Consider the following 26,342-nt stretch of genomic DNA (forward strand, 5'->3'; position numbering starts at 1 on the left):
CTTCTCTGGTTTTTTGATATGTATACGTTTGGTAATTTTTATATTAAATGAAGTTTTTATTTATTCGTTTAAATGCGTGTTTTTTTAACAAAAAATAAAGACATTTTATAAATAATAGTATTTTAAATTGAAAATTATTTAAATAATTAGCATTTTTTGTTGTTACTTAGTAAGAACTAATAAAAACAAAAATTATGATTAAAAACTACCTAATGGCAATGATGCTTTTTTTTGGAGCTTCTCAAATCATTGCACAACAGCAAATTACCGGAAATGTTTCGGATGATACTGGGCCAATCCCAGGAGCTTCGGTTATTGTTAAAGGAACCACAACAGGAACCACAACAGATTTTGATGGAAATTACTCCATAGAAGCTAACAATGGTGCTACATTATTGTTTTCTTATGTAGGTTATGATGAGAAAGAAGTTATTGTAACAGGAAATGTGATGAATGTTACTTTAGTCTCTGGAGTTGCTTTAGATGAAGTTGTATTGGTTGGATCAAGACGAGCAGGAAGAACTGTTTTAGATTCTCCTGTGCCAATTGATGTTATAGATGTTCAGGAAATAGCATCGCTTGGAGCGCAAACAACAGTTAATGAAATTTTAAATTATGTTGCGCCTTCATTTACATCTAATGCACAAACAGTTTCCGATGGAACAGATCATGTGGATCCTGCTTCGTTAAGAGGTTTAGGTCCAGATCAAGTATTAGTATTAATTAATGGAAAAAGACGTCATAAATCTTCTTTAGTGAATGTAAATGGTACTGTTGGTACTGGTACAGTAGGTACCGATATGAATTCTATTCCTTCTTCAGCAATTTCTAAAATAGAAGTATTGCGTGATGGTGCCGCGGCACAATATGGATCCGACGCTATTGCTGGTGTAATTAATATTGTATTGAAAAAAGCTACCAATGAATTAACTTTAAATGTGAATACTGGAGCAAATTTTAGTCAACACGCCGAGCAATACGACGAAGGTGGTGTAGATGGTGAAAAATTTCAAATAGATGCGAACTACGGTGTAGATTTGGGTAAAAATGGTGGTTATATCAATTTTACAGGTTCTTTAGAAAATAGAGGAGCTACCAATAGAAGTGGTTCTATGGGACAACCAATTTATACAATGTTTGATATTGCTGCTAGAAATTTAGGTTATGATGAAGCCTATAATATGAATCCTAGTGCGTTAGCAAATTATGTTGCAGGCTTAGATCCTTCTTTACAAGCGGTTTATGATCAAGGTATTGCAAATGGAGATTCTTATTTAGATATAATCGCATCCGATGGTGCTACTTTTAGTGGTGATACATCTAATCCTGCTCCAATATCCGAATATGAATTAGCACAAAGAGGTCTTACTCGGGATGATTTTAGAATGAAAGTTGGGCAATCTAAATTGCGTGGTGGAAAGTTTATGATGAATATGGAGTTACCATTAGATGATAATGGGGCTACATTTTATTCTTTTGGTGGTATTAGTTTTAGAGATGGTTTAGGAGCTGGGTTTTATAGAAGACCTGCGTATACCGATGGTAGAGGGAATCAAGAAGCTTTACCAAACGGTTTTTTACCACATATTGCATCTAAAATTATAGATAAGTCTTTTGCTGCAGGAATTAAAGGTAAAATTGGGGATTGGGATATAGATTTTTCTAATACCTATGGAACAAATAGTTTCGATTTTACGATTGAAAACACCGTGAATGCAACTTTAGGTACAGCATCTCCTAGAGAGTTTGAAGCAGGAGGTTTTTCTTTTGCTCAAAACACTACTAATTTAGATCTTTCTAAATTTTATGAAGATACTTTTTCCGGATTTAACGTTGCTTTTGGTGCGGAATATAGAGTAGAGAATTATCAAGAAATAGCAGGTGAAGAGGCTTCTTGGGCAAGCTATGATCAAAATGGTCAAATTGTAACAGGAGCTACACCAGATGCAGATTTAGTAACTAGTTATTTTGGAAATGTTGTTCCAGGTGGAGCGCAAGTTTTTCCAGGATATAGACCAGAAAATGAAGTAAATCAAAACAGAAATAGTTATGCTGGTTATTTAGATTTAGAAGCAGATATTAGTGAGGCATTTTTAATAAGTACCGCTTTTAGATATGAAAATTATAATGACTTTGGAGATACCTTTAACTGGAAACTAGCCTCTAAATATAAGTTTTCCGATAATTTTGCAGTAAGAGCTGCATATAGTACCGGTTTTAGAGCACCAGATTTACATCAGATTTATTTTAATGCTACAGCAACACAGTTTGTTGGAGGAATACCAATTGAACAAGGTACTTTTTCTAATAATAGTAGGTTAGCACAGTTGTTAGAAATACCTAGCTTAAAGGAGGAAACTTCTAAAAATTTCAGTTTAGGTTTTACAGCGAAATTACCAGACTTAGGTTTAAAATTCACAATCGATGGTTATATCGTAAACGTAGAAGATAGAGTCGGTTTAACAAAAAGTTACAGCCCAATTGATGATAATAACGATGGTGTTATTGATGAAAATGACGAATCACAACAAGCATTTGATAATGCAGCAGCGACTGCAGCTAAGTTTTTTACCAATGGATTTGATTTAGATAATAAAGGGGTAGATATTGTAATTGCTCATAATATGTCTTTAGGGGAAGGGAATTTAACAAATAATCTTTCTGCTACTTTTAGAAAAGTGGAAGTAAAAAATGTAAGAGAGATTCTTGGTGAAGAAATTTTAGACGAAACCTTAAAAGGGTATATTGAAGATGCGATGCCAAGCACTAAAGTAAACTTAACCAATACGTACAAGCGTGAAAAATGGAGTTTGATGCTTCGTAATGTATACTTTGGTTCCGTAAATGATCCAGACTTTAGAGGCACTGCAACACCTGTAGAATATGGTGCTAAAATTGTAACCGATTTAACAGCTTCTTATAGCTTAATGGATAATTTAAGAGTTACAGCAGGAGCTAATAATCTATTTGATATATACCCAGACGAAGTGCCTTTTGAAGGTTCTCAGTATGGAGATCAATTTATTTTCTCTAGAAGAACTTCGCAATTCGGATTTAATGGTCGTTATGTGTTTGCTAGATTAACTTTCACTTTAAAATAAAAAAATATGAAAAATATAAAATCAATTTATAAGCTATTTTTATTACTTGCTGTCGTATTGGTAGTCAGTTGTGATGATAGTGATGATATGAATGATGTTGTAACTAGTACAACAACAGCACAAGGAAACTCTGTTTTTATTGAAACAGATGACGCAAGTGCAGGGATCTTTACCTTAACAGGATTAAATAATACGGATGAAATAAATATAGCAATTAACAACGCGGTTACTGCTAACTTAACTCCTGGATTTACAGTCTATAATTATGCAGATAATTCTACGGCTGTATTAGGTACAGACTACACTATTAGTGTTGCTGATATTGCAGCAGGAAGCATGAGTAGTACTGCGCAAATTACTTTTTTAACCGATGGAATCTATGAAGTTGTTTTAGATGGTTCCTCAGATGCTTCTGTAGATGCAGCTGGAAATAGTAGGTTTTTCTCAACAGACTCTGGAAGTTATAGAGCTATATTAACTTGGACCGATGCGACGGTGAATTTAGATATGGATTTAGATTTAATGACAGCAGCTTGGGGATGGGGTTTTGTAACATTCGATTCCAGTAGTTCTAGTACTTCTATAGATTTATCGGAAACAGTAGAGTTATTAGGTGTCGTAGGACAAGGTAATTTAGCTTTATGGTTTTGGGGAAATAACAATACCGCTGTAGATTACAAAATTCAGCTTTTTGATATAGAAACAACACAGCAAATTGGAGATGATTATTTAGGTACTTTTCCAGCAGCAACAAATGCTTGGAGATTATGGTTTTCTTTAGGGGCAGATGGAGATGGGAACTCTTCTATTGTTGAAGTGTTTGAAGAAGATCCAGGACTTTAATAGATTCAGGTAACTTATTATAATAAAAAAAATCCGAAGCATGTGCTTCGGATTTTTTGTTTCTTCTATCGTCTGTTTTTTATTCTTCAGTAATAGCTACTGTTGTATTGCTTCTATTTCGTAACCACATTTTAAATCTTGTCACTAAGTAGAATAATATAGGTACCACAATTAGTGTTAAGAAAGTAGCAATGAATAGCCCGTAAATAACGGTCCAAGCTAATGGACCCCAGAATACTACGTTATCTCCTCCCATGTAAATATGTGGATTAAACTCACTAAATAAAGTAAAGAAGTTAATGTTTAAACCAATTGCTAACGGAATTAAACCAAGTATAGTAGTAATAGCCGTTAATAATACAGGGCGTAAACGCGCTTTTCCTGCACGAACAATACTTTCAAATAGGTCATCTTCTTCTAGGTAATCTTCTTTGCCTAGATTTAAATCATTCTTTTTTCTGTCAATTAGTAGTTGTGCATAATCGAGTAGTACCACACCGTTATTTACTACAATTCCTGCTAGTGATATAATACCAACCATAGTCATCATAATAACAAAGGCACTTCCTGTAATAACAATACCTCCAAATACGCCAATAAAACTCAAGAAAATAGCCAACATAATAATCGTTGGTTTTGAAATAGAATTAAATTGAAAAATTAAAATAAAGAAAATTAATCCTAATCCAGTAAAGAATGCTCCCACTAAGAAAGTCATTTGTTTGTTCTGTTCTTCAATCTGACCCGTATAATCTACCTTAACATTTTCTGGTAAACCTTCATAGTTTTTCATTTCATTTTGCACTTGTGCAACAATGACTCCGGCATCTGTAAAGCCAGGAGAAAGTGCAGAATAAACAGTAACAACACGTTTGGTGTCTTTATGCTTAATCGCGTTGAACCCAGAATTGTTTTCATATTTTGTTACCGCAGAAACTGGAACACTTTTTAACTGTCCCGTATTATCTCTAAAGGTTATATTCTGATTGAATAATGCACTTGTGTTATATCTAAGGTCTTCATTAAAACGGACATAAATATCAAAGTCATCACCGTCTTCTTTATAGATTCCGGCCTTAGAACCAAAGATAGAATTACGTAATTGTTGTCCTACTTGTAACGCGCTAACACCTAGTTCTCCTGCTTTTTCACGATCTACAGTAACACGCATGGTTGGCTTGTCTTTGTTCACGTTAATTTTAAGTTCATCAATACCAGGAATATTTTTAGTATTAATAAATTCACGCATGTTTTCTGCAACAGCAATCAACTCATTATAATCGTCTCCTTCAATTTCAATATTAATTGGTGATCCAGCTGGTGGTCCATTAACGTCTTTTTCTACCGAAATTAAAACACCAGGATAAATCCCTACCAATGAAGATTGTACTTTTTGTCTTAACAGTTCGCTATCTTCACCTCTACGATATTTGTACTCGCGCATAGAAGCAGTAATCTTTGCTTTATGTGGCGTTTCTGCAGCAGATCCCATATCTGTTTGGGCATTTCCTGCACCAGCACCAACTTGCGATACAGCGCTTTCTACCATAAAATTATAGCCATCGTCTATATATTGCGCATTGTTTAAAACCGTTACAACGTGCTTTTCAATTTCTTTAGTAATCGCATTTGTTTTTTCAATCGCTGTACCTTCGGGATATTCTATATAAACAATAATTTGATTCGGTTTATTATCTGGAAAGAATTCTACTTTAGTTCGTTGTGAACTCAAAGAAGCTCCAAAAGCTACAAAGGCAAGTATAAGTAACCCAAAAGTACCAATAGTTAATACATATGGTTTCCATCCAGAAAGTGCCCAACGTAATTGCTTCTCATACCAACGTTCTAACCTAACCAGTGTTTTTGTTTGAAAGTTATTCGCCCATTTACGAATAAACCATCGGTAAAACCAAAGCATGATAGCAGTAAAGATCATTAATGTTCCGAGTCCTCGGTAAGCACCACCAAAAAGTAAAATGAGTGCACCAAGGATTGCAATAATACTTGTGGTTTTAATGATTTGCTTTAATGGCATGTCTTTATCTTCAATACTCATGAATTGAGAAACTAAAACAGAGTTAAAGAAAATAGCAACAAATAAGGAAGAACCTAAAACTACAGATAGCGTAATTGGCAAGATCATCATAAAATCTCCCATGATTCCTGGCCATAAACCTAAAGGAATAAATGCCGCAACCGTGGTTGCTGTAGATATAATAATGGGAAAGGCAATTTCGCTAATCCCTTTTTTAGCAGCTTCAATTCTGCCCATGCCTTCTTCATCCATCAATCTGTACACGTTTTCAACAACAACAATTCCGTTGTCTACCAGCATACCAAGTCCCATGATTAATCCAAAAAGAACCATTGTATTTAAACTGTGTCCTAACAGGTTTAATATCATTAGCGACATAAACATAGACATAGGAATAGCAAATCCAACAAAAATGGCATTTTTAAAACCTAAAAAGAACATTAAAACGGTAACTACTAAGATGATCCCGAAAATAATATTATTTACCAAATCATCTACTTGACCAATGGTTTTAGGCGATTGGTCATTAGTGATCGTTACTTCTAAATCTTGTGGAAATATATTGTCTTTAGCATCTTGAACAATCACTTGTATTTGTTCTGCGGCTGCAACCATGTTTTTACCTGCACGTTTTTTTACGTCAAGCATTACAACAGGTTTTTCAAACTCTCTAGCAAATGTGTTTTTGTCTTCTTCTTTAAAAGTAACCGTTGCAATATCTTTAAGGTAGATGGCATTGCCGTTTTCGGCCTTTACTACAAAGTTGTCTAGTTCGGAAGGTTTTTCTATTTCGCCTATTATTCTAATCGTACGACGTTGCCCGCTTGTAATTAAATTACCTGCAGACATGGTAACATTACCATTTCTAATCGCGCCAATAACATCATTAAAAGTCACATCTGCAGCCATCATTTTATAAATATCGACAGCAACTTCTACTTCTTTTTCTTGCGCACCACGAATATCTGCTTTCTTAATTTCTTGAATATCTTCAATTTCATCTTGAAGGTATTCTGCAAAATCTTTTAATTTTTCAACAGGATAATCTCCAGAAATATTAATATTAAGAATTGGCATTTCTTCCGAAAGACTTAAATCAAAAACATCCGGTTCTACTTTAGCGTCATTAAATGTTGGCCAATCTTCACCAGAAGTTTCGGTGTCAATTTCATCTTTAACTTTTTGTTTTGCTTGTTCAACAGTAATGTCTTCGTCAAACTCTACAACTACCATCGAGTAGTCTTCTTGTGATGTTGAGGTGATTTCAACTACATTACTAACCGATTTTAATTTGTCCTCTAATGGATCTGTTATTAATTTCTCAATATCTTCAGCGGTATTACCAGGAAAAACAGAGCTTACATATATTTTAGTCTCATTAACTTCTGGGAAATTTTCTCTTGGCATACTAAAAAAAGCAGATACACCTATATAAAAGATTACAGCAATAAGCACATACATGGTGGTCTTATTGTTAATAGCCCATGAGGATAAACCAAACTCCTTTTCTATGTTTTTTTTCTTTTTTGTCATTGTATTTGGCTTAGTAATTTATCACTTTAACAGTTTGCCCATCTTTTACACTACGTGCACCTTCTTTTATAAGTTCTGCGTCATTTTCAATACCTTCTAAAACTTCAATAACATCTCCTTGTGTTCTTCCAGTTTTAATTATAATTTTCTTAGCAACGCCTTCTTTGTTTTCGTTTTTATTATTTACAACGTAAACATATTGTTCCCCTTCTGCATTTTCAGAAATGATACTTTGCGGAATTAATAACGCTTCTTTGTTGGTGTAGTCGTTAATTTTAAGCTTTGCAGTTAAATTAGGTTTTATTGTTTTGTCTTTATTAGGAATAGCAACTTCTATTTTAAACGTACGATTTGCTGGATTAATAAAATCTCCTGCTTGACGTATCTCCGTGTCTACTGTTTTTCCTAAAATTGGAAACTCTGCAGTTACACTTTTACCTTTTACAACGTTTGCAATATACGCTTCAGGAACATCTGTTTCAATATACATTTCATCCAGATTGATAATACGAATTAATTGTGATTGACCAGCTGCAACGACACTACCTTCCTCTGTAATAACATCGTCTATAGTCCCAGAAAAAGGTGCTTTTACGTTGGTTTTACCTAACTGTTGTTGTAATTGGTTTACAGCTTGTGTTTGTGCATCGTAATTAGATTTTGCTTGTAAATATTGAATTTCACTTCCTATTTTTTGATTCCAAAGTCTTTCTTGACGCTCAAAAGTAGTTTTTGCTAAATCTGCTTGAATTTGTAATTGTGCTACTTGTTGGCTTAATCCACCATCATCAATTTTAGCCAACAACTGTCCTTTTTTTACTTTTTGACCTTCTGTAACATATACTTTAGTTAGAATACCATTATATTCAGGAGTAATAACAATAAGGTTTTTGGTGGTTACATTTCCTTGAATTTCTAATACATGTTTAAATACTTCATGCTTTGCAGTAAAAGTGGTTATTAATGGTATTTTTTTTATCGTGTCTATTCTTGTAATAGCTTCGTCTAAAACTTTAATCTTGTCATGAAGAATCTTTTGATCATCCACTAATTCTGTTCTTTTAGTTCGTATTTTTTCTAAATTTTCAGTAGCTAAAATGTTTTCTACAGAATTATTCTTTTTCTCACCTCCGCAAGAGACAATTAATAGAGTAAGGATAAATAGTGAATATATATTTTTCATTATAAAGTGTTTTCTGGTTGTTTTAGTTTTTTGGTATTTCGTTTAAAACAGTTTCAAGTTCTGCTTTTGTATTTATTACATTTAGCATCGCTTGTAATAGCTCCTGTTGTGCTGTGTATAGCTGTGTTTGTGCTTGGCGTAAATCAAAGCTAGAAGAAATACCTTCAAAAAATTTGATTTGATTTTTTTGTTCTATACGTTCTGCTAAGTTTAGATTAGAAGTCTTGTTTTCATAATCTTCCATGGCAAATTGGTAATCACTTTTTGCTGAAGCAATTTGTAATTTTAACTTTTGTTGCGTTTCTGTTAAATCGTCTTTTGCTTTTTCAAGATTAACTTGAGCTCTTTGTGTAGAGGCGCTTCGCATGCCGGAACTAAATATTGGTATGTTTAAGCTTACACCAAATAAAGAAGATCCAAACCATTTTTGGTTGCTATTTGCAAAGTGGAATTTTTCATTATATGCTGCATAACCTCCATTTACAAAAGCATCCAATGTTGGTAATGCCTTGCTTTTTTCGAGTTTAAGTAATAATTCTTTTGCTACTTTATCATTTTCTGCAATTTTAAAGTCGATTGTGTTTTCTACATTTTCTTCCGCTTCTAATAAACTTAAAACAGAATGATAGTTCGCTAAGCCACTTAGGTTTTCTATTAATTTAGAGTCTGTATCAACATCTAGTCCAAGTGTGATGTTAAACATTTGGTAGGCTAGTTTTTTAAGTCTTTCGGTGTTTTTTAACTGACTTTCTACTCCCGAAAGTGTGATTTGTAATTGCTCTACGCTTTCCTCTTCCTCTAAACCGTTTTCATATATTTTAGTGATTTCAAAAATGTTTTTTTCTAAAACACGAATGTTTCTATTTAAAACGGAAAGGCTTTCTTCCGCCAATAAAACGTTTCCGTAAGCGTTAATAACCGCTTTACGCACTTCTAAATCTGTTTTTTCTTTTGCGTTTTTAGAAATTTCTAAATACACTTTGGCAGATTGTAAACCTACTAAATAAGAACCATCAAATAATTTTTGGGTTAAAGTTGCTGTCGCCGTTGTACTTTGTTTTGTGCCAAAAGCAACAGGAATAAATGTTCCTGGAGTTCCGCCAGCCAATTCCGCAGGAAGTAAAGTAACTTGTTGTTTAATCCAATTTTGATAATCTACACTCGCGCTTAATTGTGGTAAACCTGTAGCAGTAGTTTCCCATTTTTGTAATTCTGCTGCCTTAATATCTCGAACTGCATTTTTAGCAGTCCTATTATTTTCTAAAGCATAATCTATGGCTTCTTGTAAACTAAAACTAGTAGCTGCTTCTTGCGAAAAAGCGACTGCGGTTATTAAAAAGAATAGAAGTGTGATACTTTTTTTCATTCGGTCTTTAGGATTGATTGGTTTTTATAAACTTGTTTAGTGTGCGTAAGCCTTCCTCGTTACAAATCGCTCTTAAGTGATATTCCAAATAGCTTTCTGTTAGATAATCCATAGTAAATTTATCGGAAGGAAAAATAGATTCGTCTTTAATTCCAGTCATACCATTAAAATACATTCTGGAAATAAAATCTACATCTATATTTTGTCTAAACAATCTGGTATCAATACCTCTTTTCAAACTTTCTTGAACAGACTTATGCATTTTTTCAAATTGTTTAAGTTGTAAGTTCTTGAAAATTTGAGGATAGTATTTTTTTAATTGATATTGAGGGGATGTTTTTTCGTTTTTCAAATAATTCATCACAAACATTTTAATATCATATAATTCTTCAATAGGATTGTGTGATGCGTCACAAATACAATCTATTCCACCACAAATATTTTCAAACATATTTGATGTGGTAGCTTCAATTAATTTGGTTTTATTATCAAAATGCTGGTATATGGTTTTTTTAGATATAGCCAATTCGTTGGCTATGTCATCCATAGTGACACTCTTAAAACCTAGGGTTAAGAATAATTCTCCTGATTTATGTATAATTTTTTCTCTCATAATTTGGTGCAAATGTACGCTAGGAAACTTTAAAAACAAAAAAAGTTTCCATAGTTTTAATTGTTTTTTAACATTTACGAAAAGAATGCCTTTATTTTTTTATAATTCACTTATTTTTGCGGCATGCAAAACATTCCATTTTATCAAGAAACATTTGTTTCCTATTTAGAGAAATTTGTTTCCAAGCGAGAACCAGAATCACTATATGATCCTATTCATTATATATTAAACTTAGGTGGTAAAAGATTACGTCCTGTTTTAACTCTAATGACAGCAGAGATTTTTAATGGGGATTATAAAAAAGCGTTAGATGCCGCTTTAAGTATTGAGGTCTTTCATAATTTTTCATTGGTACATGATGATATTATGGATGATGCTCCTTTACGAAGAGGGAAAGAAACCGTTCATGAAAAATGGAGTATAAACACAGGTATTCTTTCTGGAGATGCGATGCTTATTTTAGCATATCAATTTTTCGAAAACTATGAACCAAAGATCTTTCAAGCGCTTGCTAAGTTGTTTAGTAAAACGGCGTTAGAAGTTTGCGAAGGGCAACAATATGATATAGATTTTGAAACCCGCGATGATGTTACTATTGCAGAGTATTTAAAAATGATTGAATACAAAACAGCTGTTTTAGTAGGTGCAGCAATGCAAATGGGAGCAATTGTAGCAGAAGCAACAAAAGAAGATCAAAATACAATTTACCAATTTGGTAAAAACCTAGGAATTGCATTTCAGTTACAAGACGATTTTTTAGATGCTTTTGGTGATCCTGAAACTTTTGGAAAACAAGTAGGAGGAGATATTATTGAAAACAAAAAAACATATTTATATCTAAAAGCTTTAGAATTTTCTTCGGAAGAAGATCAGCAACAATTGGAACATTTATTTAGTATAAATCCAACGGATTCTTCTGATAAAATTGAAGCTACAAAAGAGGTTTTTATTAGTAGTGGTGCTGCGGAAGCTACAAAACAAGCTATTGAAAAGTATACAAACAAAGCATTCTTAGTCTTAGAAACTTTAGATGTTTCCGAAGAAAGTAAAAACGAATTAAAGTTGTTTGGCCGACAATTAATGAATAGAGACGTTTAATTTGATTCCCAAACAGGAAAGCAATCGTATCCATAGAAAATAAATTAAAATCGATTCCCCTTTTGGCTGGAATGACAAAAATGAATATACCTACAACTTTTAACGATTTAATAGCAGAAGCAAATAGTCTTGCGCTTTATCAAAAACTAGTAAAACAACTTAATAAAGATTTTTTGTTTGCCAATATAGATTTAGATTTTGATGAAGAAATTCTACCAGCAAGTTTAAAACTAATGCTTCATGAAACGGTTTATAAGCTCATTCAAGAAAAATTTGCCGAGTATTTAAATCTTCTCTATATTATAGATGTGCCAGAAAAACAAGTAAAAGAGTTAAACGGGAATGATACACTTAAACTGGCAGAAGACGTTTCGTTTTTAATTTTGAAACGCGAATGGCAAAAGGTGTGGTTTAAAAATAAGTATAGTTGATTTCCTTTTTCTAAGGAATTACCATGAGATTAAAAATAAACTCTTACAAAAGGTATCCAAGCACTTCCATATACACTTTTGTCATTGTCATATAATACATCATATCGCATACCAATAGTGAAATTTTGTGATCTGTAACCAGCACCCAAAAATAAAGCTGGAGACCAATAGCTATCGTCTATATTACTAACGTAATTTGCATCAAAGTCTCTGTTTACATGCAGTTGCTCAAACTCTCCAGAAAGCTGTATTTCAGGAATCGGACTGTATAAACCAATAATACCACCACCTAGAATAGTAGATTTATAAAAGTTTTTACGTTTGTTATATGTTCCATTAAGTGTTACACCTAATGCAAATTGATCATCAAATTGGTAAATGGCGCTGGGAGCTAAGGTGCCGCTAAAGAAACCATCTCCAAAACCTAATCCAATTCCGCCTCCAATACGTACTTTTTGCCAAAACACACTTTTCTGTTTTCTAATATTGTCTTGTGCTTTTACAGATGTAGCAAGAAAACAGGAAAAGACTAAAAAAGTAATAATTTTTTTGGTAAAAGGGCTATATTTATTCATAATTGTGTAAAACATTGAATTTTTAATGTTATAAATATACTAAAACTACATCTATTTTTAGTAAAAGTTGTATTTTTGAAGAAATTTTGTTGAAGCTAGATTCTCTCAAAAAAAATAATGGATAAATATTCCTTTTTAAACGCAGCACATACAGCATACTTTGCTGAACTTTACGACCAATATTTAAAAAACCCAGACTCTGTAGAGCCTAGTTGGAGAGCCTTTTTTCAAGGTTACGATTTTGGTTCTGAAACCTTTGGAACAGAAGGGGAAACTGTGGAAACAGTTACCACACAAATTCCCGAAAACCTTCAAAAAGAATTTCAGGTTGTAAAGTTAATCGATGGTTACAGAACCAGAGGTCACCTTTTTACAGCAACCAATCCCGTTCGTGCAAGACGACAATACGCACCAACATTAGAACTTGAAAATTTCGGTTTGTCAAATTCCGATTTAGAAACTGTTTTTAGTGCAGGAGAAATTATAGGTATTGGTGCCCAAACATTACGTGAAATACGCAAACATTTAGAAGCAATTTATTGCAAATCTATTGGTGTGGAGTATATGTATATTAGAAATCCAGAGCGTATGCAATGGATTCAAAATAAGCTAAATGTTAACGATAATCAACCAAGTTTTTCTGCAGAGGAAAAAAGACATATCCTTAAAAAGCTAAACGAGGCAGTTTCTTTTGAAAGCTTTTTGCATACCAAATATGTTGGGCAGAAACGTTTTTCTTTAGAAGGTGGAGAGTCGCTAATCCCAGCTTTAGATGCCTTAATTGAAAAAGCATCCGGTTACGACGTAAAAGAATTTGTAATGGGAATGGCACATCGTGGTCGTTTAAGTACCCTTACAAATATCTTCGGTAAATCGGCAAAAGATATCTTTAGTGAGTTTGATGGTAAAGATTATGAGCAAGAGGTTTTTGATGGAGATGTAAAGTATCACTTAGGTTGGACTAGCGATAGAATTACAGATGCAGGAAAAAAGATAAACTTAAATATAGCACCTAACCCTTCGCATTTAGAAACGGTTGGCGCAGTAGTACAAGGAATAACGAGAGCCAAACAAGACGATAAATACCCAGACAATCCATCACAAGTATTACCTATTATTGTGCATGGAGATGCTGCAATCGCAGGACAAGGCTTGGTGTATGAAATTGTACAAATGGCGCAATTAGATGGTTACAAAACCAATGGAACCATTCATATTGTTGTAAATAACCAAATAGGTTTTACTACCAATTATTTAGATGCAAGATCGAGTACCTATTGTACAGATGTTGCTAAAGTAACCTTATCTCCAGTACTTCATGTAAATGCAGATGATGTAGAAGCAGTAGTACATGCCGTTTTATTTGCACTTCATTTTAGAATGAAATTTAAGCGTGATGTCTTTATTGATTTGTTAGGTTATAGAAAATATGGACATAACGAAGGTGATGAACCTAAGTTTACACAACCTTTATTATATAAAGCAATAGCAAAGCATAGAAATCCTAGAGATCTTTATGCCGAAAAGCTGATGGCAGAAGGAATTATAGATGATACTTATGTTTCTAAATTAGAAGAAGACTATAAAAGTTCTTTAGAAGAAAAATTAGAAGATTCGCGTAAAATAAAGAAGACGGAAATTACACCATTTATGAGTAATGAATGGGTAAACTATGGTACTTCAGAAGAAGACGGAATGATGAAACCTGTGGATACTACGTATTCTACAGAAGAATTAGCAAGAATTACTAAAGTAATTTCTAACCTTCCAAAGGATAAAAAATTCATTCGTAAAATATCCCGTCTTATTGAATCTAGGCAAACGATGTTTGACGAAAACAGATTAGATTGGGCAATGGGAGAACATTTAGCATACGCAACGCTTTTAGAAGAAGGTTACGATGTTAGAATTTCTGGTCAAGATGTCGAAAGAGGAACATTCTCGCATCGTCATGCAGTGGTAAAAGTAGAAGACAGTGAAGAAGAAATCGTTTTACACAATAAATTAAGTGATACGCAAGGACGCTTTTTTATATACAACTCCTTATTATCAGAATACGGTGTTGTAGGTTTCGATTATGGTTATGCAATGGCAAGTCCAAAAACATTAACCATTTGGGAAGCACAATTTGGAGACTTTAGTAATGGAGCACAAATTATGTTAGACCAATATATAACAGCAGCAGAAGATAAGTGGAAACTACAAAACGGTTTAGTTATGTTGTTACCACATGGTTATGAAGGGCAAGGAGCAGAGCATTCCTCTGCACGTATGGAACGTTATCTTCAAATGTGTGCAAAAGACAATATGTTTGTAGTAGATTGTACTACACCAGCAAATATGTACCATTTGTTACGTAAACAAATGAAAGCAAATTTCAGAAAACCGTTAATTGTATTTACACCAAAAAGTTTATTACGTCATCCACTAGTAGTATCTACTGTCGATGAATTTGCTAACGGAAGTTTCCAGATGCTAATAGATGATAAAAAAGCAAAAGTTGACCAAGTAAAAACGGTAGTTTTTGTAACTGGAAAGTTCTATTATGATTTATTAGAACAACAAGAAAAGTTAGAAAGAGAAGATATTGCTTTAGTAAGAATAGAACAGTTATTCCCATTACCAACAGAAGATATTCGTAAAGTATTAGGTAAATATACCAATGCAGACGATATTGTTTGGGCACAAGAAGAACCTAGAAATATGGGAGCTTACAGTCATATGTTAATGCATTTAGACGAAGTGAAAACTTTTAGAGCAGCAAGTAGAAGACCTTATGGAGCACCAGCAGCTGGTAGTTCTGTTCGATCTAAAAAACGTCATCAAGAAGTTATTGATTTCGTATTTGATAAAACAAAAAATAATCAACGATAATATAAAATAAAATTATAGCGCATGATTTTAGAAATGAAAGTTCCTTCACCAGGAGAATCTATTACAGAAGTAGAAATAGCAACGTGGTTAGTTGAAGAAGGTGATTATGTAGAAAAAGACCAAGCTATTGCAGAAGTAGATAGTGACAAAGCAACATTAGAATTGCCTGCCGAAGCTAGCGGAACAATTACTTTTAAAGCAGAAGAAGGAGATGCTGTAGCTGTTGGAGCAGTAGTATGTTTAATAGATACAAGTGCTGCAAAACCAGAAGGTGGAGCTGCACCAAAAGCGGAAGCAAAAACGGAAGCGCCTAAGGCTGAGGCTCCAAAAGCGGAATCTCCTAAAACGGAAACCTATGCAACAGGAACAGCAAGTCCTGCGGCAAAAAAGATTTTGGCTGAAAAAGGGATGCAAGCTTCTGCTGTTACAGGAACAGGAAAAGATGGCAGAGTAACCAAAGAAGATGCCGTACAAGCGGTACCATCTATGGGAACACCAACAGGTGGAAATAGAGGTTCTTCTAGAAGTAAAATGTCTATGTTACGAAGAAAAGTAGCAGAACGTTTAGTAGAAGTGAAAAATACGACAGCCATGTTAACTACGTTTAACGAAGTTAATATGACTCCTATTTTTGCTTTACGTAATCAATATAAAGAAGATTTTAAAGCAAAGCATGGCGTTGGCTTAGGTTTTATGAGTTTCTTTTCACTTGCAGTAGTAAGAGCATTAGAAATGTATCCTTCTGTAAACTCAATGATAGATGGAAAAGAAATGTTAACCTATGATTTTGTAGATATCTCTATAGCTGTTTCTGGACCAAAAGGACTTATGGTTCCTGTTATTAGAAATGCAGAGAATTTATCATTCAGAGGTATTGAGTCTGAAGTAAAGCGTTTAGCGCTTCGTGCAAGAGATGGTCAAATCACCGTGGATGAAATGACAGGTGGTACATTTACCATCACTAATGGAGGTGTTTTTGGAAGTATGTTATCTACGCCAATTATTAACCCACCACAAAGTGCCATTTTAGGAATGCATAATATAATTGAAAGACCAATTGCTGTTGCTGGTAAAGTAGAAATACATCCAATGATGTATTTAGCATTATCTTATGACCACAGAATAATTGATGGTAAAGAGTCTGTAGGTTTCTTAGTAGCTATTAAAGAAGCTTTAGAAAATCCAACAGAATTATTAATGAATAATGATATTAAGAAGGCTTTAGAAATGTAAAATCTTTAAAGTATATTAAATAAAAAAGCGCGATATCCCTAAAATCGCGCTTTTTTCTGTTTAAATAACTATAATAAAACTAAAAGAAATTTACATAAATGTTTACTAAAATTATTGTAATGACTAGTACAACTAGACCGGCAATAAGTAGTTTGTGAGTGAAATTTAGGTTGTTTTCCATTTCTAGAGTGTTTTCCATATCTTTCTGAATTTTAACACTAGTAGCACTTTTATACTACAGAATGTCGAGTTTCCCCTTTATAAGTAATTGATTAATAGCTTTGTAAATATAAAGAACATATACGGTAAAAAAAATACGTATATATACGTATTTTTTTAAATGTATTTTTTTTCTAAAAACGAATTAATAAGTTGATTTACAGTGGTTTGTTTTATTTTTAAAGTATAAATTCATAATTTAGCACTTGCGGTAAGCGATACAGGAATACTTTTTTTTTAATTTGGAAAGCTATACGGACAGAAGAAAAGCTTAACCTGAAAAATGCGAAAACTCCACATTATAAGAACGTGGAGTTTTCATGCAAAAATAATTTTCCCTAAAAACTAATTAATAGCATACTGTAAAGATATGTTATGTTATTCATATAAAAAATACGTAGTTCTACGTATTTTTTAAGAAGAACAATGTGATCTAAAATAAAAAAAGGCTCTAGCTTAATTAAACTAGAGCCTTTTACAATTCTCCCTAAGAACCGATTAATAGCACTGTAAAGATATAGTATGTTTACCATATATGAAATACGTAGTTCTACGTATTTTTTAAAGAAATAATATGGTCTAAAATAAAAAAGGCTCTAGTTTAATTAAAACTAGAGCCTTTTACAATTCTCCCTAAAGAACCGATTAATAGCACTGTAAAGATATAGTATGTTTACCATATATGAAATACGTACTTCTACGTATTTTTTATAAGTAATCTTTCTTAAAAATAAAAGGTTCTAGTTTGTACAAGCTAGAACCTTTAGTGATTCCCTAAAAAATCGAATAATAGCATGACAAATATAAGTATGTTATTTATATATAAAACACGTAGTTATACCTGTTTTACCTTCTAACAAAAAAGGGTGTTAAAAAAATAAGGCTCTAGTTTTAATTAAAACTAGAGCCTTTAACAATTCTCCCTAAGAACTGAATTAATAGCAGTGTAAAGATATATTATGTTATGGATATGTGAAATACGTACCTCTACGTATTTTTTGTTAAAATTTATCTTTATTTAGATTGGCCCAAATAGATAAAGCAGTTGGTTTATTATCAAGATTTAGTTTCGCTACAATATTAGAACGATGTTTTTCAATAGTTCTAACAGAAATGAAAAGGGTATCGGCTATTTGCTGACTAGTCATATTCTCTGAAATAAAATGAACAACCCTTCTTTCCGATTTGGTAAGGTTAGCAAGTACACTTGTACCTATGGTAACATCCGATTTATTAAGGTAGTCTGCAATTTCTTCACTAAAATAAGGTTCATCCATTTCTACATGTGCGATACATGTTTCAATTTCTTCAATAGCAAACTCCTTTAATATATAGCCATAAATACCAAGCGCTTTGGCTTTGTCAAAAATAGCTTCTTCCTTATCAAACGTAATTAAGATTATTTTGGTTTCCAGACCGTTTTTCTTGCATTCTTCAGCAACTTCTAAGCCAGTCATATAGGGCATTCGTATGTCTAAAAGTGCAATATCTGGTTTTTCTTTAACAATAAGATTATAAGCCGCTTGCCCGTCTGGAGCACTTCCTAATATATTAAAACCTTTAGAAGTTAAAAAATCTTGAATGCCACGAAGCATTAATGGATGATCGTCTGCTATTATTATAGAGGTATTCATTAAGTAAGAGGGAGTAATTGTTGCTATTACTCGTAAATGTAAGAAATTTGTTTAGTTATTTAAGGTTTTTTTAAATACAAATATTTCTTTTCATAATCTATAATAGCTTTTCCTTTTTTTAATATGTCTGCACCTATAATACCATCTACTGGTTTTGCATTATGATTTGTGAGTGCTGTGTTAACATGGGTAAGGTCAAATAGTATGAGTGGTGTTTTTTCGTTTTTCCAACGACCTATCTTTATTTTATTTTTTTTAGAAATTTGCGTTAGCATATTTGTAGCTCCTGCTCCGGCTGCTTTAATTTCAGAATCCTTTACTTTTAGTTTAAAATTTTCTATAGCTTCAAAACCAACGCAAGAACTAGACGCTCCGGTATCTAAAATGAAAAGTCCTTTTACACCATTTATGGAGGCTTTTATTTCAAAATGATTTGTTTTCGTAAGCTTTAGTTTTATTTTTAAATACTCTTGCTTTAGTAAAAACTCTTGTAAAGTTTTCATGTGTTTTTTCTATTTATTTTAAGGAATAAAAATACAAGTAATATTAGAGAAAGTATCGCTATAATAGAATATAATAAGAAAGGTATTTTTGTTTTTTGGGATATGGTGCCATAGTAAACAAAAGCACTCCAATAATAAGGCGATTTTTTAATGTTGCTTATTTCATCATTATTAAGGTATTCTATTTTTGAAGTATTGTTTGCTATAAATTCAGAATTGTATTTATTATAATTTTTATAAAATGAAGTCATGATTTGTGAAGTAGCTAAGTCATTAATTTGCCATAGCGAAAATAATACGTTTTTTGCTCCAGCATATTGAAATCCTCTAGCAATACTTAAAGCTCCTTCTCCTTTTTGTAATGTGCCAACTCCGGTTTCGCAAGCGCTTAAAACAACTAGATTAACATTCATGTTTAAACTATATAACTCGTTTATAGTTAAAGTTTCATCATAGAAATCGATACTTGCAGGTTCTTGAAAATTACCACTTTTTGCATGTGTCGATAAATGAAGAATAGAATAGTTAGTAGCTTTGTCTATAAAGTTTCTTTTGGTTGCTTGTGTTTGAAAAAGCAGATCTGCGTTCATAATTTTTTCTATGCTTTCCGCTTCTTTTTTAGAATAAATTAATTCTTGATTTGTGCCTTCAAAAACAGGGAAAACACCCAAAAGAGATCCTTTTTTGTTCGTATTTTTTTGGTTTAGGTAAATGGAAGCATTTGCATTATAGACTAGTTTATGTTTCTTCACTAAAAAAGGCATTTTAGAAAAGGATGAACTTGTGGTTTTTGCAGTCAATAAAGCATCAAATGGAATAAAGTTTAGTTTGCTATCTGGAATAATAATAACATTTTCTTGGTCTGCTATTTTATCTAAAAGCAGTGTTTTGTATAAAGTAAATGCATCTTCAGTAAACTTTAAAATATCATTATTTATGGCTGCGCTGGAACCAAAATAAGTAATGAAAGTAGAGATTGCATTATTTGTTTCTTCATTTAATGGAATTCGGTGAAAGCTGGCTGTTTTGGTTGAAAATATAAACTGGTAGAGGTCGTGTTTACCATAAAAATATTCTACTAAAACAGCATGGTCTTGCGTTAGTTTTTTCTTTAAGTCTTCAAAAGGAAGGGCTTCACTATTTTTAAGAACTGCATATTTTTTATCAATGGCATTGTTTCGGGTTTTTAAAGCAATACTTACCGCATTAAGTTCTTGTCTTAATGTGTTTTTTTCTTCAGCCGAAGCATTACTAATAGGTGTGTTTATTAATTTATTGGTTAATCTCTCTTCTTGCTTAACAAGGTTGCTTTGAGTAATTAATAAGCTATCTTCTGGATGAAGTTCTAATAATGATTTTTTAGTTTTAATATCTTTTAAAATACTTGCTTTCTGATTTTCTGCATACTGAAAAGCACGTTCTGTATAGTTTGTAGCGTCTGTTGTTGCTTGTAATTGATATAAGATATTCAAGCATTTTTCACTACGTACTCGGTTTCCATAAAGGTTGATAAGTTGCCCTTTTTGTGAAGTGATATTTTGTTCTATTAAAGACGAAGCATAAAAACTTAAATCATAACAAGCCAATGCTTTTTCTGGACTAGTTTGTATTTCTGCTAATAAATCAAAAAGATCTATAAAGGTGTTTTCCGGATATAAAGCTTCTTTGGTTGGTAGCTTTTTATCTTCTAATCCTGGAAGCAACGTTTTTAAAGCAAAGTGGGCATATCTATTTGCTTGTAAAGTGTCTTTTAATAAATAGTAAAGTTGTCCTTCCTGAAAAAATAATTTTGCTTGATCTCTAGAAGATAGTATGTTTCTAGGTTTTTTGTTTTTAAGTTTGTAGAAGTTTTTTTGTGCTGCTTTATAGTCTTTGTTTTTTAGAGCTTGTTCGTATTTTAAAGTGATATCTATTTCCGATTCTTTATTTAAATTTCTAGAAAAAACGTCACCATTGTCTATAATAACAACATTGTTATTTAAAAATAAAGCACTTCTTGATTTTAAGCTTTTTAGTCTTTTTAGCTGATAGGCTTTTATGTCTTTAAACTGTAAACCTTTATTTGCTGTTTCATTTGCTAGTGCATAACTACCAATAGATTGATATAGATTAGCAAGGTTGATGGTTCCTGTTATTTTATGGCTATTATTGTTCTGTTGCTCTGCAAGAAAAATATATTGCTTAATAATATTTTCAGCATTGGTATAATCTTTCGTTTTATGGTATAAAATACCTAGCGGAATTAGGCAGTATTCCGTAATATCATAATTGTAAACTTCCTGTTTTTTGTAAAGCGTCCAAGCTTTTTCATACGTTGCAATTGCTTGTTGCTGTTTATTACTGGCATCTAAGTAATAGGCTTTGTTTGCTAGTAGATTAATGAAAGCGAAATATTCGTCTTCAGAAGTTATTCTACTTTCAAAAACACTTATTTTTTCATTAAGATGAATTAGTGAAGCTTCACTTTTGTTGTCATTAAATATTTCGGTTGCTTCATAAATAGCATTTTCCAGATCTTGAGAAAAAACATTTCCGAAGGCAAAAAAACATATAATGAAGAGGATTCTATTCATTTATAAAATTAAAAATTAAATACGTATTAATGCATTATTTATAGACTCTAGAATTTCCAGATAGCATATAGTTGCAAGTAATTAAAGTCTTCTTTAAAATTAAGTACATAGCGAGCACCAACGCTTGGTCCAATTCTAGCAAATCCAGCTGTAGCTTCCAATAATAATCCGGTTCTAAAATTATTAAACGAGTTACTAGTTTTGTTTGAGGACTCGTTTATGGTAGCGTATGGGCCAAAATCAATACCATTAATATTTTCTGCCTGTTCTATAATAATGCTATTTTCCGTTTTCTCACTTAATGAAAAGGCAGCTTGTAAACCTGCGCCTAAGCCAATGTAATTGTTTACGTTATATCGCGCTAAAACGGGGATTTCCCAGTCTACATTATCGTAACTATTTAAAGTAGTGGTTCGTTCTCTACCAATAAAATCTGGACGGTCTATTTCTTCTACGGTTACCGTTTTATTCCCGTCGTAACTATGAAAGCTGTTTAATAATTCTACTTGCCAATACCATCTGTATGACTTGTAAGGAGATACTGTTGCTCCAACAAAATAACTTTTAGAATTTTCTAGATTGGCATACGAATTATAACCAACTTTTGCTCCAATAGATATTCCAGGAAGAAAGCGTGTTGTAGAATAATTGGTGATTATAGGTTCGTTTTTATCGAAAATAATAGCCGTTTTGCTTTTTGTTTTCTGTTTGTGAAAATCTTTGCCAAATTTCAAGCTGTATTTTACAAATCCTTTAGTAGAATCATATTCTTTTACATTTTTTTGTTCGCTTCCAGGAAGGTAGATATTCTTAAAGGTAAAGATTGCTTGTTTTTCTGTAAAGGTGGTGTCTAGACAACTATATTCTACTTCGCGTTTCGGACAAATTTTACATTTAGGATACATGTCTTCTACAAGAATGGAAGTTTTATCAAACATATCTGGAATGTCTGTTTCTAAGCGAATAGTACTTGCAGGACCTTCTCCGTTATTTTGAAATTTAATTTTAAATTTCGGACGTTTAAAACGAACCAATCTGTAATTTAGAAATGTTGCGGAGGTAGACATTTTATTAGGATCATGAGAAGTTACAATCTCCATTTCCATGTCTTTTACATTATGGTTGTCAAAATTGTCATCTGGAATATATACACCACGAACAGAAATAATAGCACTAGTGTCTTTAAGCATTTCTGGTGTCGTTTTTAACGTGTAGAATACATGACGTTCTTCGTTTGGTTTCATGTTGTCAAATTCTAAAACACTTGCATCTTTATAATATGCTTTAGAGCTTTCTAAAGTAAGTGGTAGGTTGCTTTTTTCTGTGCTGTCTTGAAACTTTAAACGTAGTTTGGCAATATTGTCTTCAATAGATGCGACTACGCTTTCCTTATTATCATAATCATAGGTATATACAAAGTCGGATGCAAAACTTTCTCTTTCGTTATGGTATGTTCTGGTATCTGTTAGCTCAAAATTATTGGCTTGGTATTTTTGTTCGTTGTAAAACAAGTGTAGTTTACCATTTGTAGCATATTCTTTTGTGTTTTTATAACTCAAAATAACTACAATTTCTTCTTCTGGCATTGGTTCTGTGTTGCGTTGCAGATCGAGATTTGCAGTCATGCTAGCCACTTCGCTATAGCTTTGGGTATCTGCATCTTTTGCTATGCTTAGCTTTTTAGGTCTAGAAGTTGGTGGCTTTCCGGTATCGTAATTATTAGTAGACCATAGTTTCACTTCGTAGTCTCCAGCTTTTTTGTAGGTATGCTTCGGATTGGTTTCTTTACTATATTCGCCATCTCCAAATTCCCAATAATGCGTATAAAAAGCTTTTGGCGCTCCTGCTATCTGATTTAGTTCTGGAGCATTTGGAGTAAAGTTTACTTCATTTCCATTGGTGTTATACTCAATAATTGCTACTCGTCTTAAAGTATCTATTACTTGTGCTTCTTGCGAAAAAGAATGCCATGAAAAAATAAGGCAACATAATAATGTAGTAAATTTCATATAAGTTAGATTAAAGCATTTAAGGATACAAAATAGGATAATTTAAAAGGATGACCAATATACTTCAAGGAACATTAAAATAAATCTATGATTTTATAAAGTAACGGTTTCAATCTATCAAAGGCTTTGTTTGTAGTATGAAGTTGTATTTGTTATAGAAAAATATATAATTTTTATTTAGTTCTAGATAACAAAAAAGAGCAGAAAATAAGTTTTCTGCTCTTTTATAAATTTAAATACCCCCTTTTTTAAGGTAGTGCATTTATTAATGCAGTTAAACTAGCTTCTGTACCTGTATTCGTTTCGTTTAATGTAAAAGTAATTACGTCATTGGCAACTATAGTTACCGCTTTTATAGCGTATCTCCATACGCCGTTCTCTTCTGTTGCAAAAATCACATGGCATTCTAAACCAATTGGTATTTGTCCGTAATGCTCACTAAAAATATTTGTAGCATTATCAAAAGTATCTAGATTGGCTAATGCAGGAGCTTCACCATCATACGATAAATAAACAGCACTATTTAAGTTAGTATATCCAGCAGGAGGTTGTACTTGAATTGGTGTTTTAGGTCTCGTGTCGCTATAAAAACGATCTACATTCGTCCAACCAAAATTTAGAAAAACATAATACGATTCATCTTCAACAAACATTTCTTCGTCATCTACACCAGGTAATAATTCTTCCCAAGTTAGATTATCTTCATTGTCTATTTGGCCTTCCCATAAAGTCATTTCTGTATCTGCTCCTCCAGTCAAACTTGCAGGAATAACCATTTGTAAATTACAATTTGTAGCTAATACATTTCCATTTTGTGTAGCTTCCACAAAAAACTCACCACCAGAAATTAATAGCGCTTTATCTCCATTAGGTAATCTTCCCATGGTGGGTTTGTTTGTAGTAAGCATACTTCCTTTTTCAAATAATTCTATAAATTCTATATCTACTTGTCCGGTTACTGCATCTCCGTTTAAGGTTAGGCAATCTGCATTAATGTTTATTTGTACTCCAGCTTCCGATGTAAGTGTTATGTTTCCATCGTCTGCATTAAACTGAAAAGTTTGTGTTGCATTCTCTAAAGCTTGATCTTTTAATTGGGTAAATGCATCTGCATCTGGGACGTATTGTACTGTGGTAGAAGAGCCGTCGTCATCGGGGTTACAACTTGTAAATAATATAGTTGCAAAAATTAAGCTTCCAAATACTTGCTTTAATGTGTTGTTTACCACATTTCTAATTTTTAATTGTTGATTTAAATGTTTCATAATTTATAGGTTTAATCGTTATACATCTTTATATAAACCGGGTACTCTTTTTGTTACCCGGTTTTTAGATTTGTTTTTTTATTTTGGGCTACTAGCAATTATTTTATAATTAATGATGTCTCCTTTTGCTACTAGTTGAATCATCCTTTTTGCAGTAAATTCTGTAGAAGCAAATCCCTGTGCTTTTGCTGTTTTGCTATTTACTTCCCAGTAATACAGTCTAGATTCTTTTTTGTTTAGTTCACTTGCAAGCATGTAATAGCTGTTTATTTGTCTTTCTAAAACAACTTCTGCTTGACCAACAATATTTGCCATTCGTTTTGCATCAAATAAGGTTAATGCTGTTCCCGAAAATTCGCCATTTGTAGTTTTTACGGACCAATCATAGACTTGTATTAAGTCGTCTTTTGCAATTTCTACGTTTTCAGTTGTAGTGTTAAGAATGGTGTTACTTGTTGTAGCGTTAACGTTTAATAAACTAAATACTACTGTCGCGATAATTAAAATTGATTTTCTCATGGTTTCTAAATTTTTATAGATTTATAATTTGTTTTTTTATTGAATGCCTGTTTGGCTTTTACAACCTTATATCAAAAGCATTTAAAAATTGTTACCCTTTTTTTATAAAGTTTTTTTAAATTCGTTGGCAATCAACCGAAAACAAAAGGGTTTATGAGTGAGAAAAAAATACACGAAGACCAAAAATATATAGAGGGATTATTAAAAAACAACTCTTTTATTATACAAGCTATCTATGATAGGTTTGTGCCAAAGGTTATTAATTACATAAAACAAAATAGTGGAGATGCCGATCAAGCACAAGATGTAATTCAAGAAACACTTATTACTATATATAATCAGGCTAGTCAAAAAAAGCTACAACTAACTTGTCCTTTTGATGCGTACTTTTTTCTACTATGTAAACGTAAATGGTTAAACGAATTAAAAAAGAAAACCAATAAAGAGGTAACAATAAATGAAGAAGTACTATCTAAAGATGACGACTCACAAGAGTTAGCTTTTGAAACTTCCTTATTTGGTGAAAAACAAGAGTTATTTAATACCATGTTTCAAAAGTTAGGAAACGCATGTAAAGACTTAATAAAAGCAACTTTTAAAATAAAATCTATGGAAGAAGTTGCCAAAAGTTTAGGCGTAACGTATGCCTATGCTAGAAAAAAGAAATCGCTTTGTATTGGTAAATTAACCAAGCTGGTTCAAGAGTCGCCACAATTTAACCAACTTAATTATTAG

At 32.5% G+C, this 26,342-nt stretch carries 18 protein-coding genes; 7 read left to right on the top strand and 11 right to left on the bottom strand.

Annotation, left to right across the window (positions count from 1 at the left end; genetic code table 11):
* Window positions 1-194: 194 nt before the first annotated feature.
* On the top strand, window positions 195-3,101 hold the full coding sequence (locus tag ACVCXO_RS17415; protein ID WP_452230868.1) for a TonB-dependent receptor: 2,907 nt from the start codon (window positions 195-197) through the stop codon (window positions 3,099-3,101).
* Between the two features lie 6 nt (window positions 3,102-3,107).
* Window positions 3,108-3,944, top strand: a complete 837-nt coding sequence (locus ACVCXO_RS17420) for a hypothetical protein (protein WP_452230869.1) — start codon at window positions 3,108-3,110, stop codon at window positions 3,942-3,944.
* A 79-nt stretch (window positions 3,945-4,023) separates the two neighbouring features.
* Here ACVCXO_RS17420 and ACVCXO_RS17425 read toward each other — a convergent pair whose 3' ends face one another.
* Genes ACVCXO_RS17425 through ACVCXO_RS17440 form a run of 4 tightly spaced genes read right to left on the bottom strand, consistent with a single transcriptional unit; the run spans window position 4,024 to window position 10,674 of the window.
* Window positions 4,024-7,512 carry an efflux RND transporter permease subunit gene (locus tag ACVCXO_RS17425; RefSeq protein WP_452230870.1) on the bottom strand — a complete coding sequence of 1,163 codons (3,489 nt, stop codon included), beginning with the start codon at window positions 7,510-7,512 and terminating at the stop codon, window positions 4,024-4,026.
* 10 nt (window positions 7,513-7,522) lie between these two features.
* Complete coding sequence (locus ACVCXO_RS17430; protein ID WP_452230871.1) at window positions 7,523-8,695, bottom strand: efflux RND transporter periplasmic adaptor subunit; 1,173 nt, start codon at window positions 8,693-8,695, stop codon at window positions 7,523-7,525.
* Between the two features lie 22 nt (window positions 8,696-8,717).
* The gene (locus ACVCXO_RS17435; protein WP_452230872.1) at window positions 8,718-10,061 is read right to left on the bottom strand and encodes a TolC family protein; all 1,344 of its coding nucleotides are present in this window, start codon (window positions 10,059-10,061) and stop codon (window positions 8,718-8,720) included.
* Window positions 10,062-10,068: 7 nt separating this feature from the next.
* A complete protein-coding gene (locus tag ACVCXO_RS17440) occupies window positions 10,069-10,674 on the bottom strand; it encodes a TetR/AcrR family transcriptional regulator (protein ID WP_452230873.1) in 606 nt (201 codons plus the stop codon).
* Between the two features lie 123 nt (window positions 10,675-10,797).
* On the opposite strand from ACVCXO_RS17440, the gene ACVCXO_RS17445 reads away from it, so the two are divergent.
* On the top strand, window positions 10,798-11,772 hold the full coding sequence (locus ACVCXO_RS17445) for a polyprenyl synthetase family protein (protein ID WP_452230874.1): 975 nt from the start codon (window positions 10,798-10,800) through the stop codon (window positions 11,770-11,772).
* A gap of 80 nt (window positions 11,773-11,852) precedes the next feature.
* On the top strand, window positions 11,853-12,203 hold the full coding sequence (locus ACVCXO_RS17450) for a hypothetical protein (protein WP_452230875.1): 351 nt from the start codon (window positions 11,853-11,855) through the stop codon (window positions 12,201-12,203).
* 29 nt (window positions 12,204-12,232) lie between these two features.
* On the opposite strand, the gene ACVCXO_RS17455 is transcribed toward ACVCXO_RS17450, so the two are convergent.
* The gene (locus ACVCXO_RS17455; protein WP_452230876.1) at window positions 12,233-12,793 is read right to left on the bottom strand and encodes an alpha-ketoglutarate decarboxylase; all 561 of its coding nucleotides are present in this window, start codon (window positions 12,791-12,793) and stop codon (window positions 12,233-12,235) included.
* 102 nt (window positions 12,794-12,895) lie between these two features.
* Here ACVCXO_RS17455 and ACVCXO_RS17460 point away from each other — a divergent pair, with 102 nt between their 5' ends.
* Entirely contained in the window at window positions 12,896-15,652 is a 2,757-nt protein-coding gene (locus ACVCXO_RS17460) for a 2-oxoglutarate dehydrogenase E1 component (RefSeq protein ID WP_452230877.1), read from the top strand.
* Between the two features lie 21 nt (window positions 15,653-15,673).
* Window positions 15,674-16,885 carry a 2-oxoglutarate dehydrogenase complex dihydrolipoyllysine-residue succinyltransferase gene (odhB, locus tag ACVCXO_RS17465; protein WP_452230878.1) on the top strand — a complete coding sequence of 404 codons (1,212 nt, stop codon included), beginning with the start codon at window positions 15,674-15,676 and terminating at the stop codon, window positions 16,883-16,885.
* A 1,220-nt stretch (window positions 16,886-18,105) separates the two neighbouring features.
* On the opposite strand, the gene ACVCXO_RS17470 is transcribed toward odhB, so the two are convergent.
* The 6 genes from ACVCXO_RS17470 to ACVCXO_RS17495 form a co-directional block, all read right to left on the bottom strand.
* Window positions 18,106-18,738, bottom strand: coding sequence for a response regulator (locus tag ACVCXO_RS17470; protein ID WP_452230879.1), 633 nt, complete (start codon window positions 18,736-18,738; stop codon window positions 18,106-18,108).
* Between the two features lie 59 nt (window positions 18,739-18,797).
* A complete protein-coding gene (locus ACVCXO_RS17475; protein ID WP_452230880.1) occupies window positions 18,798-19,241 on the bottom strand; it encodes a retropepsin-like aspartic protease in 444 nt (147 codons plus the stop codon).
* Window positions 19,238-21,814, bottom strand: a complete 2,577-nt coding sequence (locus ACVCXO_RS17480) for a CHAT domain-containing protein (protein ID WP_452230881.1) — start codon at window positions 21,812-21,814, stop codon at window positions 19,238-19,240. The genes ACVCXO_RS17475 and ACVCXO_RS17480 overlap by 4 nt, the downstream gene beginning before the upstream one ends.
* Before the next feature lie 47 nt (window positions 21,815-21,861).
* A complete protein-coding gene (locus ACVCXO_RS17485; protein WP_452230882.1) occupies window positions 21,862-23,823 on the bottom strand; it encodes a PKD domain-containing protein in 1,962 nt (653 codons plus the stop codon).
* 248 nt (window positions 23,824-24,071) lie between these two features.
* Window positions 24,072-25,088 (bottom strand): hypothetical protein, encoded by a 1,017-nt coding sequence (locus ACVCXO_RS17490; RefSeq protein WP_452230883.1) that lies wholly within the window; start codon window positions 25,086-25,088, stop codon window positions 24,072-24,074.
* A 78-nt stretch (window positions 25,089-25,166) separates the two neighbouring features.
* The gene (locus ACVCXO_RS17495; RefSeq protein WP_452230884.1) at window positions 25,167-25,607 is read right to left on the bottom strand and encodes a hypothetical protein; all 441 of its coding nucleotides are present in this window, start codon (window positions 25,605-25,607) and stop codon (window positions 25,167-25,169) included.
* Between the two features lie 153 nt (window positions 25,608-25,760).
* On the opposite strand from ACVCXO_RS17495, the gene ACVCXO_RS17500 reads away from it, so the two are divergent.
* Complete coding sequence (locus ACVCXO_RS17500; RefSeq protein ID WP_452230885.1) at window positions 25,761-26,342, top strand: RNA polymerase sigma factor; 582 nt, start codon at window positions 25,761-25,763, stop codon at window positions 26,340-26,342.

Source organism: Lacinutrix sp. MEBiC02404 (genome assembly GCF_053601575.1).